This is a genomic window from Mesohalobacter halotolerans, from assembly GCF_006120725.1.
GTDB classification, from domain to species: Bacteria; Bacteroidota; Bacteroidia; order Flavobacteriales; family Flavobacteriaceae; genus Psychroflexus; species Psychroflexus halotolerans.
On the sequence record NZ_SWMU01000004.1, the window covers coordinates 188,947 to 202,858 of the forward strand.

Below are 13,912 nucleotides of genomic sequence, written 5' to 3' on the forward strand. Positions count from 1 at the left end.
GTTTTTCGTTAAGAATAATATTAAAACTGTTCTAACCAATAGCATCAGACATTCATCTTGAAACGTAGAAAATTCCTCAAAAACACAATTTATGGCATAGCCGGCACAAGCTTATTGACTGGCCTGTACGCCTGGCAAATCGAACCCTTTTGGTTAGAGTTCGTAAGACGAAAAATGCCAATTAAAAACCTGCCAAAAAAAATGATCGGCAAAACTCTGATGCAAATCAGTGATGTCCATGTGGGAAACAGATTTGATTATTCCTACATCATTGATTCTTTTAAGAAAGCTCAAAAACTAAATCCGGATTTTGTGGTATATACTGGCGATTACGTGAGTTATGAAGATGAAACTCAATTCAAACAACTCGATGAAGTTTTAAGACATGTGGTTAAAGGAAAATCAGGTACGGTAGGAATTCTCGGCAATCATGACTATGGTAAGGATTGGGCAGAGCAAAAGGTAGCCAATAAAATTACGGCTCAACTTGAAAGTGCAGGTGTAAAGATGCTTTCCAATACACAAATCGAAATCGAGGGATTAAACATCATAGGGTTTGATGACTACTGGGCTCTGAACTTTGCTCCTGAAAAAGTAATGAACAACTATGACCCCGAAAAAGCAAATATCGTACTATGCCATAACCCAGATGTTTGTGATTTAGACGTTTGGCAAGACTATCAAGGTTGGATTTTGTCTGGACACACCCATGGTGGGCAGTGCAAACCACCTTTTCTTGATCCACCGATATTACCCGTAAAAAACAAACGTTATAACTCAGGAATTATAGATCTTTACGATGGTCGGACGTTATACATCAACAGGGCATTAGGCCATCTTTGGCAGGTGCGTTTTAATGTAAGGCCGGAGATTACGATTTTTGAGCTGCATAGAGTATGAAACATTAAATGTATAGATTTTTATTCTAATTCTTTAATGCTCTAAAATCAGTGAGTCTAAAATTTCTATTAGTCTGGATATATTTATTCTAAATTTTCTTTTTCTTTCTTCGCTTTTTCCTTCTCTCTTTTATTTTTCTCTTGTTTTCATCATTGTTCATAAACGTTTGAACTACTTTTACAGGTACAATTTGTTTAGTACCGTCTAGAACACCGGCTACAATGTGCTGAAAAGGAGAACGGTAAATATTACGTTTGGTTTTATAGTTTGCTGTGATATACCCTTGTTTATCAGGCAGATTACGATCTCGTACAGCCACATTAGCAATCGACGTTAAAAAATCTTTTTTATGCTCAGAACCAGCGATTTCTTTTTCATAAATGCTTAAACGCAAGTCCTCAAAGTCCATTTCTAAATGATTAGTCGATTCAAAGTAATTGGTTTTCATTTTAAAATTGAGTCTTTTCAGTTTACCGTCATTAAACTCAACACCAAGAATTGGAGTAAGACTTTTGTTCAAAGCCTTAAAAGGCATTGGTCCTATGTGGGCTTGAAAGTCAAAGTAATCTCTGTAATAAGGAACATCTAAATCCACTTGAATTGCGGCCGCATCGTTAAGTTTGGCAGTAAAAGAGCTCTTAAATTCCTTAAGTTTTTGCTTTCGCTTTTCAAAAGTTGTCAATTGAGTAACAGTACCATTAATAGCATTTATTGTAATTATTCCCGGAGTTTGTCGACCAATTGCCAATTCTCCATAAGCTATTGAAGAATGTTTAATGTGTATAGAGTCCAAATCAATATTATATGGAATCTTTTCTACCATTTTATTAAACAAAGGCTTTTCTTTTTCTGGTGGTCGGTTTAAGTTTTTGTTTCGATTTATTTTTAAGCTAAGGCCGTCGATAAGCATTTGTTGAGCTTCAATATCTAAATTTGTCCAAAAACTACTGGTGTATTTCATCTTCGATACCTTTAGTTCTTTCAGATCAAACTCGATCACATCGTCTTGTACGCCTCGGATTTTACTTACGTCAACCCAGTCTTTGTCGTACTTAAGACTCAAATTTTTTACATTAAAACTTTCGTCGGCTAAGCTATACGCAAATGCTCCTATTTTAGCTTTTGTGTAGGTGTTAATACTGAAAGAAGCGCTATCTATACTAGCCTCTAGATTCTTAAGGTAGAATGGAATAATATAAGACAGCTGCACTGAATCTGTTTCTATCTCAGACGCATAAATATTAATCCCACTTATATTACCATTGTGGATAGTATCTTTTTGAAGTAATTTTATCGAACCTTTATGTAATTTAAATTCCATTAAATCTATCCTCGATAAAATATCACCAAATAATTTTTGAAAATTCGAGCTGTTCTTTTCTTGACCAGTATCGCTTAGGGTATTTACTATAAATCTTGGCTTTTTAAATTCGAGTACATTGATTTCGACTTGTTGTGCAAACAAAAAATTTAGCCATTTAAAGCCATCTAACTCAATAAAATCTACATTAGCATTTATGATTGTGCCCGAAGACTTATTCAACGGGATTATACTTACCTCTTCTAGGGTAATCCCGCTGAAAAAGGTGTGAAGATCAATTTGTTGATAGGATATATTGTAATCTCTATCAGGTTCTGAATTCAATATTGCCTCAAACTTGCTTTCAAGGCGCCATTCTATTAGCTTAAATAAACCAACAACGCTAAATATAAGAATGACTAAAACCTTAATACGTTTTCTCACTACGATTCATTAACACAAAAAAGATATATAATGGTGAATATAATGATAATAGCTTAAAGACTACTACAAAGAACTCCTTAAAATACTAAGAATTTTCAGCAAAATACTCATTATTTGTAAACAATTGGAAAGGCTACAAAAAAACCTGTAACATAGTCACTATGTATTATCAAGTTCAATCAAATATTCAACGAGATTTTGCTCTCGCTCTAATTTCAATTTTTTTCTTAATCGGTATCTGGCTAGTTCAACACCTCGCGTAGTAATATTGAGGAGTTTTGCTATTTCTTTTGAGCTCATATTCATTCTAAGAAATGCGGCAAGTTTTATCTCTCTGGGCGAAAGTTTAATGTCCATGCCAGATAATTTCTCAAGATAATTACCGTGTACTTGATCAAAATGGTAGGCAAACTTATCCCAGTAATCTTCATCAGAAAGCTCTTGATCTATAGAATTTATAATACGCTTGAGTTCTTGTGCAGAGCCACCTTTGTCTAATGTACTACTTAATTTGTCTTGAACGCTTTGTATAAACTCTTTATTTTTTACCAACTGCATTGTTATGGAAGTGAGTTGGTCATTTTTAAGATTTAATTCCGTTTGAAGCTTCTCACTGTAGAGCTTGTCTATCTGCTCATCTTTTATTTTTAGTTCTTTTTTCTTTTGCTCTGTAATGATCGACGTTTCAGCTTTATATTTTCGGCGTTGTAAAATTGGTATCATAACGATGATTATGAGAAGAATACTTATGTAAACTATCCGTCCTGTCCATGTGGCATACCATGGTGTTAGGACTTCGAAGGAAAACTCAGAGACTTTACTTTCCATGCCATATATGTTAAGTGCCTTCACTTCAAAAGTGTAATCACCGAAAGGTAAATGATCATAACTTTTTTCGTTTAAAGAAGACCATTTAGACCATTTTTCATCTAATGGTTTTAACCTGTAACTATAATTCAAATCTTCAAAACCGTCATAATACGGAGAGGCGTATTCAATTTTTATAGATTGGTTTTTATCAATAACCAATTCCTTGGTATTAACAGGAATATTCACAAAGGTTGAATCTTCAATTTTTGAAGCTTTTACAGATCTTATTACTGTTGAAAAGTCTTTTTTAATGTCGTGTTTTTTTGAGGGGTCAAAATGAATGAAACCGTCTTTAGCCGTAATAAGAATATTGTTTTGATCAAAGACTGAAATATTTTGCAAATCGTCACTAATGTATTTGTTAATGTGTTTAAACAAAGAGGTTTCCTTGCTGAATTTACCATACTTTTCTTCTTTGATCACTCCAAATCCTGCATCTTGAATATAGTAAATGGAATTATGACCATTAGATTTTATATTGCTAACATGCTCATCCCCTAGCAACTCCTCAAAAAAAGTATTTTTTGAAAATTCTAAAGATTTTGGATTAAAATTGTATATGCCTTGCTCTGATGTGAAAATCATTTTACCATCCAGCTTATAAGCACTAATAAGTATATTAGACGGAAAGCCATGACGCTTATTAAAATGTTTTATTTCGTCCTTAAGCTGCATGTTTTTATCTAATTCTAATCTATAAACCCCTCTGTAACCGTGAGACATCCATAGGATAGTATCGTTTTCAAAAACTAATATTCGTGAAGATTCTGTCAATCCTAATACATCCCCTGTTGGAACCCAGGTGTCATTTTTCTTTTCAAAATATTTAATACCCTTATAGTCTCCACCTAAAATTAAATTTGGTTGACTAGTTTTTTCAAAAGTCCAACTCCCTATATCATGTATTTTCTCCAGTGATTTACCACCTATCATAAAGGCACCCTTATGATGGTTTAAAAAAAGTTCGTTGTCTATTTGTGAAATTTTATAGACCTGACCTTCACTACCTGGCATCAGTTCAAAAGTGTTTTCATCTGAAAACACATTAATATCTTTTTGTAAAAATAAACCGTTATTTGTACCCAGATAAATTGATTCATCAAAATATCGAGCATCATAACCGGTTCCTTCAATACCCAATTCTTCATTTATTAAATTAAAAGGCAGACTGATTTTGAGGTAATCTATACCGTTATTTAGTGCAACCCAAAGGTTGTTGAAGTTATCTTGATAAACAGCTTTCACCGTTCTATCGGTTATGCCCTTGTTTTTGGTTAAATGAAGTTTAATAGAAAACTCAGAATCTAATATGAGAAGTCCTTTATTTTGAGTTCCAATAGCATAGTCACCATTTTTTAATTTAAGAACATCATTAATAGTAACGGAATCTAATAAATTAGTTTTCAGATCTATACCTGAACTATAATATTCATAAACATCTCCAAATTCACTAATAAAAATATAAGCCTGATCATTCTTATAAATAGCTACAAGCCTAGCTAGGCTTTCTGTATTTGGAAGCGGTAAATATTTTCCATTTTGAAGTTCAAAAAGCCCTAAACCATAAAATTGACAAATTAAACGTTCATCTACCATGAAAGAATTAATCAAAAAACCGGGTGAGTTAATTTCTTCTATGCCATCGGTTGAATATGTTATTAATTTATCCTCTGCATTAAAATATATTTTGCCTTCATATTCAAATATTTTCCAAATTTCAGAAATATTGATGCCGGCAGAATCCAATTCATCCCTAAGGGTTTTAAATTGAAAACCGCTACCTGTATTAATAAAAAAACCAATTTGATTTTGACCTCCAACATAAACCACACCTTTGCTGTCTATCATTACCGTTCTAATTTTTGTAGCATCTGGGATATCGTATTTTTTCCATCTATTGCCATCAAACTCCAAAAGTCCACTATTATTAGCAACATACAATAACCCATCTTCGGATTGACTAAAATCCCAGCTTTGCATGCCAGCTCGGTAATCCTCGGAATCAAAATGTGTTCTTAATGGAATACCTCTAAGTTGTAATGAATTAGTTTGTGCCAATGCATTGAGGGCCACAAACATTAATACAGTATAAATATATTTTGAGGACATGAGAGGTGATTTGTTAAGACCAATGTATTAATAAATATTCTTAAATCCCTATTTAATAGGCTATAAATGAAGTAAAGTGAGTTTTTGATGAGTTTTATTTAACACTTTTTTGAGTTTTTGATGTAGTGTATTTTTTAGTAAGACTTGAAATTCAAGATAGTTTTGTACCATGAAATGTTTTAGTTCCGATTTTACTACAACGATTTAGCGCAAATAGCTAAGTAAACTTTTAATAACAAAATAAATCTATAGAAATGAAAAAAATTACACTTTTAATTACAAGCCTACTTTACATGACTTTTGGTTATAGCCAAAATCTAATCACTAATGGAACTTTTGATGATGCTACGGGTTGGACTGTTGTTAATCAATATGGAACAGATAGCACAAACGGCTCTGTAGATTTTTCTAATGGGGTTGTTAATGTTGGGAAAATTGACGATACAGATGGTGGATGGATACACATGGGCTTTTATACAAGTTTAACTTTAACATCCGGTTGGTATCAATTTGATATGGATATGAACTTTGATGGTATTAATGAAATATGGGGTGAAGTCTATCTTGGTACTGAAGAGCCTGTTCAAAATCAAGAATACTTTGGAGATATGCAAGTCATAAAAGCTTATAATGCATGGGATTGCTTACAAACCTATTCAGGTTCTGCAGTCGCCTCAGGATGCGATGATAGTAATCCAGGATTATTCTTCGTACCAAACGACGGAACTTACTATTTACTTTTTAGATCAGGAGGTTCAAATTTCGGCACGTCAGGAGTTGAATTAGATAATTTCAACCTTACTGCCTCCTCTGCTCCTGCAGGTATGACATCTGACTTTTATTTTGACTTTGCTTCTCCAGCTGGTCTTCAAACTTATAACATCAGTATAAATGAAGATGCAACAAACACGGTTACAGATGGTATTAATCCCTCTACAGAGGTTGCTGAAATTTCTGGAATTAACGACGATTGGTTTTCAAAAGTATTTTTTCAAAACCCTGTGGGTATCGACCTTTCTTCTGCTGATAAAGGTGTAAGTCTAAAAGTAAAAGGACCAAGAGCTTTGCCGGTAACCGTAAAAATTGAAAATGGTGGTACCGCTTATGAAGTCACTGTAGATTATACGACACCAAACGTATGGCAGGAATTAATTTTTGACTTTACCGGTGCTAATTCAGTTGCAAATACTGAAGTTGCTGTGTTCTTTGATATTCAGGTAGATTCTGATGTTGTGACAGACCCAAACCTGAACACTTTCCAAATAGATGATTTTATGTTGGGTGAGTTTGCTACACTTGGCACCAGCTCTTTTGAAAATATTGATTTGACCGTGTACCCTAATCCTACAACCGATTTCTGGAATATTTCAACAAATAATCAAATCATCTCTTTTGTTGAAGTTTTTGATATGAACGGAAAAAGAGTGGCTGTAAAACAACCACAATCACTATCTTCAAAGATTGATTCTTCAGGCTTAGGCTCAGGTACATACATTTTAAAAATCACAACTGATAAATCTTCAACTACTCAAAAAATAGTTAAACTATAGGCTCTTAAGCCATTAAAATAATTCTAGTGCTTTGATATTGACACAAAACACTATATCAACCGAAACTAAACAATTTCATAATGATAAATATTTTAGATAATTTCAAAAGACCCGTAAGGATTACAATCCTTGTTGTTACTTTCCTTATGTGTTTAAGCTCAGGTTTAGCACAAAACACTATAAGGGGTAAGGTTGTTGATGAAAGTGGATTGCCCTTGCCCAGTGCTAACATTAGCATTAAAGGAACAAGTACAGGAACCCTCACAGATTTTGACGGCTTGTTTTCTATTGAAGTAAATATAGGCGAAACATTGGTTTTTTCTTACATCGGCTATGTTACAAAAGAGATTTCTATATCGGAGCAAACTGAAATTCAAGTAACCCTTACTAAAGACGTTAATAGTCTGGATGAAGTTGTTGTCATTGGGTATGGTGAAAAGTCAAAAAGAAAAGTCATTTCTGCTGTATCCAGCGTTGATAGTGAAGAGCTAAGGAAACAACCTGTGCCCCAGGTGAGTAATGCCTTAGAAGGATTGGCCTCAGGTCTATTTGTCAGACAAACGACTGGTGAGCCTGGTTTTAGTGGGTCATCTTTTGAAATAAGGAATTTTGGAAATGCTTTAGTTATTGTCGACGGCGCTCCAGGAGACTTAAATCAATTAGACCCAAACGAAATTGAAGATATCTCGGTTTTAAAAGATGCTGCTGCTGCTTCTGTTTATGGTGTTCAGGGTGGTAATGGTGTGGTCTTAATCACAACCAGAAAAGGTAAGACAGGAAAACCTAAATTAACCTATAACAATCAATTTACCTTTTCAACATTTACCGCTTATCCGGATTTTCTTAACTCTGCGCAGTATGCTCAAGTGTTGAATGAAGGTTTAAGTAACGCCAACCAAAACCCATTTTATACAGAAGAAGAAATTGAATTGTTTAGAACGGGTTCAGACCCTTTAAATTTCCCGGATACAGATTGGAAAGATTTAGTTCTTGATGATTGGGCATTCCAGCAACGCCATAATCTGAACTTATCGGGTGGTACCGAGAAAGTAAAATACTTTATGTCTGCGGGCTTTATTGACCAGGGTTCCAATTATAGCACGGATGCCCTTTCCTTCCAGCAGTACAATATTCGCTCTAACCTAAGTGCAGAAGTGACAGACAATCTAAGTGTTAGCCTAAATTTAGCCGCCAGAAGAAGAGAAAATGAGGCGCCGGCATATTCAGCTTTTGATATTTTCAGAGAATTAAGCCGTTCACTTCCTACTGATTTAGCTTATTATCCTGATGGTACACCAGTTAAACCAAGTTTTAGCCCAAATCACATCCAGGAAGGAATGCGCGATTTTAATGCCGGATATTATCGTTCAATCAACAACAATATCGACGCAAAACTAACTTTAGACTGGGATATTAATCAGGTTCAGGGTTTGAGTATAAAAACCTTTGCTTCATTAATATACGACACATCATTTAATAAAGATTGGGGAAAAGGTTACGAACTTTTCACATTAAATCAACAAACTGGCGAGTACGATTCGTTTACGGCTATCCCCGAAGGAGCGTTTAGCGAAACTATTTTAGAACAATCTACAAATTACAGTAATTTCTACGTATTACGACCATCTATAAACTATGACCGTACATTTAACCAACACAGTGTTTCTGGTCTATTATTGGCAGAAATCCAACAAATACAAGGTGAAAATTTTTCAGGAAGACGTCAGGATTTTCAATCCAGTGCCATAGATCAGTTGTATGCAGGATCTCTCCAAAATCAGGGTGCAAACGGAAGCGAGTTTAGAGAAAACAGATTGGGTTATGTAGGGCGTTTTAGTTATGATTACAAAGCAAAGTACTTTTTTGAGACATCATTTAGATACGACGGTTCTTCTCGGTTTGCTCCGGGAAATGAATGGGGTTTCTTCCCTTCAGTTTCTGCCGGTTGGCGATTGTCTGATGAATCTTTCTTTGAGCCGCTTAAAAATGCAGTTCAAAATTTAAAATTAAGAGGATCTATAGGAACCGCAGGAAATGATAATACCGCTGCCTATCAATGGTTAAGTGGCTTTAACTACAGTTTCTTTTATGTAGTTGGTGACGGTGCAGTGCCCACGATAGACAATACCGCCTTAGCCAATAGAGATATCACATGGGAAACAAACACAACATACAATGTAGGTCTCGATGCCCGATTTTTAAACGGTGATCTTCAATTCTCCTTTGATTATTTCTACAGAAAAAGAGAAGATGTTCTGGCCTTTGCATCTGCCAGTGTACCAAGTACCCTAGGCGTTTCTATAGCCGCTGAAAATTTATACGAGTTTTCTAATGAAGGCTTTGAGTTTTCATTAAACTACAACAAACAAATAACAGATGATTTTAAGTTGGGAGCTGTATTCAATTTCTCAAGATCAAGAGAAAAAGCAGTTTTTATTGATGAAAATTTTCAGGAAGATCCTTTCATGAGACAAAACCTGACCATAACCGGTGGATTTACCAACCTTAGAAGAGGCTATATTTCTCAAGGTCTTTTCCAATCTCAGGAAGAAATTGATAGCTGGGCGATACAAGACAATAACAATAACGCCAGTTTACAACCGGGTGATGTAAGGTTTCAAGACCTTAATGATGATGGAATTATTGATGTGCGAGATCAAAAAGTCTTTGGAGATGGCGATAAGCCAGCAATTAACTACTCCCTGAATTTAAATACCGAGTATAAACGATGGAACTTGTCTGTTTTACTTACAGGTGCGGCAGGTTATGATATCTATATTGATGGTGAAGCTCAAAGTCCTTTAAGAAATGGATTTAATGGGTATGATTACCAAATGGACTACTGGACACCTGAAAATACTGGTGCTGCCTATCCAAGAATAACAGATGGTGGGTTTAACGAAAACAATAACAGATATTCTGATTATTGGATGAGAAGTGGAAATCACTTAAGAATTAGAAATGTGAATCTAAGTTATACTTTACCGTCAAAAATTAGCCAGAAATTTGGTTTTTATGAATTTTCAATGTTTGTAACGGGCACCAATCTCCATGTCTTTACAACTTATGATGAAGACATAGATCCGCAAAGCACATCCGGTGTTGGCTGGTATTATCCTCAAAATAAATCTTTTACCGTTGGAGTCAATCTATCATTTTAAATTATATACTATGAAATTTAAGAACTTACTTTTAATCTTAATTGTATTCATGCTTACCGCATGTGAAGATTATCTCAATGAACCACCTTTAGACAGAGTTACAGAGGCCGATGTTTGGAATGATAAAGCCTTGATGGATACCTATTTCTTTCAAATATATGAAAATATGCCTTGGGACTACCTGAAAGACTTTGGAGGTGGTGCCGGTGGCGGTGCCCATCGTGACGCCCTAAGTGATATAGCCAGAAGTACCTATTCCTGGACACCTGCTACTAATTCGTTCAGACCAGGCAATTGGGGTACGGCCAACAACTCCTGGCCTTTAGATTGGTGGGGTTACTTTAACTTATGGAAGATTAATTATTCCATTGAAAACCTTGAAGTCATCTCAGAAAATGTACTTTCAGATGAAGAAAGAAACAACCGCTTGGGCGAAATGTATTACTTAAGAGCATTTTGCTATTTTGAAATGGTAAAACGTTATGGTGGTGTTCCTATCATTTTGGAAGCTCAAAACCCGGATACTACTCCGGAAGAGGAATTATTTCCTGCCAGAAATACAGAAAAAGAAGTATACGACCAGATTTTAGAGGATGCACAGGCCGCTTTTGATGCATTACCTGAAAATTGGCCTTCTCAAGAAGGAAGGGCAACCAAATGGGCTGCTAAAGCCTTAGAATCCAGAGCAGCTTTATACGCCGGTAGTATTGCAAAATACGGCAGTGTTCAATTGGATGGCGTTGTCGGTGTTCCTGTTTCTGATGCAGAATCATATTATCAAATCGCCTTAAATGCTTCACAGACTATTATAGAAAATTCAGGACATTCACTTTTTAATCAATATACAGATCCTACTGAAAATTATACTAGGCTTTTCTTAGATGAATCTGGCATAGAAGCTATTTTTACAAAAAAGTGGATACCGTTTGAAAAAGGACATTCTTACGACCTGCGAAATGTACCTTACAGCTACAGATTGGATTGGGGTTCAAGCATGTCTCCTACAAAACAGTTTATTGATAGTTATGAAGTATTAAGCACCGGCTTGCTTCCTAATGAACCTGGCTCAGGCTTCGATGAAAATAATCCCTGGGAAAACAGAGACCCACGACTTAAAGCAACTATTATAACCAACAACGATATGTTTCAGGGCTCACCCGTAGAAATATGGTATGGCACTGAAATAAATGGAGAAATCGATACAGGAACCGGCACAGGTGTAGGAAAAGATGGAATTGGCATTCATCCAGACGCAACCAAAACAGGCTTTTATGTTAGAAAATACCTGGAAGATGGCTCGAACCCTTTGTTTATTCCTGAATTTTACTCTGGTCAAGATTGTCTAATTTTCAGATTAGGTGAAATTTATCTTAATGCAGCCGAGGCTGCCTTTGAACTTGGTAATGAAGGTCTGGCAAGAGATTTTGTAGAACCTATAAGAACGAGAGCTGGATTAACTCAAAATCTTCGTCTGGAGCCATTTTCCGGTGATGAATTAAGAGACAGACTAAGAAACGAGAGGAAATTAGAACTGGCTTTTGAAGACCACCGGTACTGGGATGTGCGACGATGGAGAATTGCAGAAGAAGCATTAAGTATTCAAGTTCAAGGCGTGAGAACCTTAAGACATATTAATGCAGCTGGTGAAGAGACCTTTACCTACGAAACCTTTGATGCAGAACCTCAACAGATGAATTTCTTTGAAAGACACTACTACATGCCAATTGGTCAAGACAGAAGAAACAATAACAGTAATCTCATAGAAAACCCAGGCTATTAAGCTAATTAAAAATAGATTATGTACAATAATTCATGAAAAGTTAATGACTAAAATATATATTATGAAAACAATAAAAATTATAATTTATACCCTAATGATTGGCATTGTTACGCTCCTATCAGGCTGTGACGATGATGACATAGTTTATCCTGCTCCTACCGCAGAGGATGCTGCATTCACATTTAGTTTGGATCCTGATAATCCAAATATTGTAAATTTTAGTGCTGTTGAAAGCGATAACAACTGGTATACACACTGGGATTTTGGTGATGGTTCATCTGCTGAAGGCTATGAGGCCAATAAAGTATTTATTAGAGAAGGAGATTATGACGTCAGATTTAAAGTCTTTACGAGAGGAGGAACCGCTGAAAGTATTCAAACCATAGTTGTTAATGAGGATTTTGAAGGACCAAATGTATTATTAAATGGCGAATTTAATGGTAGTGACGAATGGACTGTCCTGCCAATTTCAGATGGTGTTGATATCAACTTTACTGGTGACAAGGCTGTTTGGACTGGAGGAAATTATGGACAGGCAGGAATCTACCAACCTGTACATGTCGAAGCAGGTGTTCCTTACCAAATCGATATGGAAGTCTCAGGTGGTGGACTGACTGATTCCTGGTACGAAGTTTATATTGGATCAGCAACTCCGGTTCCGGGTCAGGATTATACAGATGGAGGCATGCGCATGGGTCTAAATACATGGACTGGATGCGGCAATGAAGCTTTTGACAGTTCTCTTACAGAAATTAGCTGTGTTGGTGAAGGTAATGGCTTGGTAGAGTTCGATTTTACGGGTACAGTCTATTTGGTAATTAGAGGTGGTGGAGCAGATTATGGATCTGGTCTATCTTTAGATAATGCTTCTATGACGCCATTAGTACCCGGTGTTGAATATACGCCTCCTTTGTTTCTGCCTACAGCTGATTTCACTTATAGCGTAACAGATCTTACTGTAGATTTTACAAATACATCAACTAATGCTGACAGTTATTCATGGGATTTTGGTGATGGTGTTGGTACTTCAACAGAAGAAAACCCAAGTTATACCTATGCCAGTGAAGGAGTTTATCCCGTTACCCTAATCGCTACTAATAGCGATGGTTCTACTGAATCTACCAGAAATGTAACTTTTGCGCCTAACCTTATTGTAAATGGAGATTTTGATGACGACTCAGCATGGAATATCATTCAACATAATGGTTCCGGTAACGGCGTTGTAACGATTGCGAATGGTGTAGCAGTATTTGATGAAGTAACAGATATTCCATCCGGTTCCTGGGGTAATGAAGCCCATGTTGGGATAAATCAGGCGGTAACCATAGATGAAGCCGGAGATTATGCTTTAGATATGTTTATAAACACTAACGGCATAGATGAACTATGGTTTGAAGTTTGGGTGGGAACAGATGCACCAACAGCGGGAGCTGATTACAATGAAAACCAAGGAGCTACCAGAGTATTAAATGTAAACTCATGGGATTGTGGCAATACGGTAACCTATTCCGGATCTATGGCAGCTACGGGCTGTACCGGAGTAGATGGAACCATTTCGTTGGATGCCGGCACTTACTACGTTGTTATAAGAAGTGGTGGTTTTACTTTTGGTGAAGGCGGTGTCGTAATTGATAATGTTTCATTCGTAAAGACCAATTGATAGTATAACCTGTCAACAAAGACAATTAAATAATTATTTGTGTTAGTTAGCTCCTAAACTGTTTTACTGGTCAGCTTAAGGCCAGTAAAACTTTTAGAAATATTGCATTAAAATGTCGATAAACAATCAATTAATAAA

Annotated in this window: 7 protein-coding genes; 5 read left to right on the forward strand and 2 right to left on the reverse strand. The window is 35.9% G+C overall.

The features are described 5' to 3' along the window. Positions 1–57 precede the first annotated feature (57 nt). A complete protein-coding gene (locus FCN74_RS10710) occupies positions 58–900 on the forward strand; it encodes a metallophosphoesterase (RefSeq protein ID WP_138932592.1) in 843 nt (280 codons plus the stop codon). Positions 901–988: 88 nt separating this feature from the next. On the opposite strand, the gene FCN74_RS10715 is transcribed toward FCN74_RS10710, so the two are convergent. Continuing rightward, positions 989–2,644 (reverse strand): hypothetical protein, encoded by a 1,656-nt coding sequence (locus tag FCN74_RS10715; RefSeq protein WP_138932593.1) that lies wholly within the window; start codon positions 2,642–2,644, stop codon positions 989–991. A 159-nt stretch (positions 2,645–2,803) separates the two neighbouring features. Beyond that, on the reverse strand, positions 2,804–5,623 hold the full coding sequence (locus tag FCN74_RS10720) for a triple tyrosine motif-containing protein (protein ID WP_138932594.1): 2,820 nt from the start codon (positions 5,621–5,623) through the stop codon (positions 2,804–2,806). A gap of 254 nt (positions 5,624–5,877) precedes the next feature. On the opposite strand from FCN74_RS10720, the gene FCN74_RS10725 reads away from it, so the two are divergent. The 4 genes from FCN74_RS10725 to FCN74_RS12100 all read left to right on the forward strand — a co-directional run bounded on the left by FCN74_RS10725 (position 5,878) and on the right by FCN74_RS12100 (position 13,774). Next, a complete protein-coding gene (locus tag FCN74_RS10725) occupies positions 5,878–7,173 on the forward strand; it encodes a T9SS type A sorting domain-containing protein (protein ID WP_138932595.1) in 1,296 nt (431 codons plus the stop codon). An 80-nt stretch (positions 7,174–7,253) separates the two neighbouring features. Further along, a complete protein-coding gene (locus FCN74_RS10730) occupies positions 7,254–10,334 on the forward strand; it encodes a SusC/RagA family TonB-linked outer membrane protein (RefSeq protein WP_246062613.1) in 3,081 nt (1,026 codons plus the stop codon). A 10-nt stretch (positions 10,335–10,344) separates the two neighbouring features. Beyond that, on the forward strand, positions 10,345–12,114 hold the full coding sequence (locus tag FCN74_RS10735) for a RagB/SusD family nutrient uptake outer membrane protein (protein ID WP_138932596.1): 1,770 nt from the start codon (positions 10,345–10,347) through the stop codon (positions 12,112–12,114). Between the two features lie 61 nt (positions 12,115–12,175). After that, positions 12,176–13,774 carry a PKD domain-containing protein gene (locus FCN74_RS12100; protein ID WP_171047165.1) on the forward strand — a complete coding sequence of 533 codons (1,599 nt, stop codon included), beginning with the start codon at positions 12,176–12,178 and terminating at the stop codon, positions 13,772–13,774. Positions 13,775–13,912: the final 138 nt, after the last annotated feature.

What these genes read in the sequence shown, in the direction of transcription:
- FCN74_RS10735 (WP_138932596.1), top strand. Translation starts at nt 10,345, where the DNA reads ATGAAATTTAAGAACTTACTTTTAATCTTAATTGTATTCATGCTTACC.
- FCN74_RS10720 (WP_138932594.1), bottom strand. Translation starts at nt 5,623, where the DNA reads ATGTCCTCAAAATATATTTATACTGTATTAATGTTTGTGGCCCTCAAT.
- FCN74_RS10725 (WP_138932595.1), top strand. Translation starts at nt 5,878, where the DNA reads ATGAAAAAAATTACACTTTTAATTACAAGCCTACTTTACATGACTTTT.
- FCN74_RS12100 (WP_171047165.1), top strand. Translation starts at nt 12,176, where the DNA reads ATGAAAACAATAAAAATTATAATTTATACCCTAATGATTGGCATTGTT.
- FCN74_RS10730 (WP_246062613.1), top strand. Translation starts at nt 7,254, where the DNA reads ATGATAAATATTTTAGATAATTTCAAAAGACCCGTAAGGATTACAATC.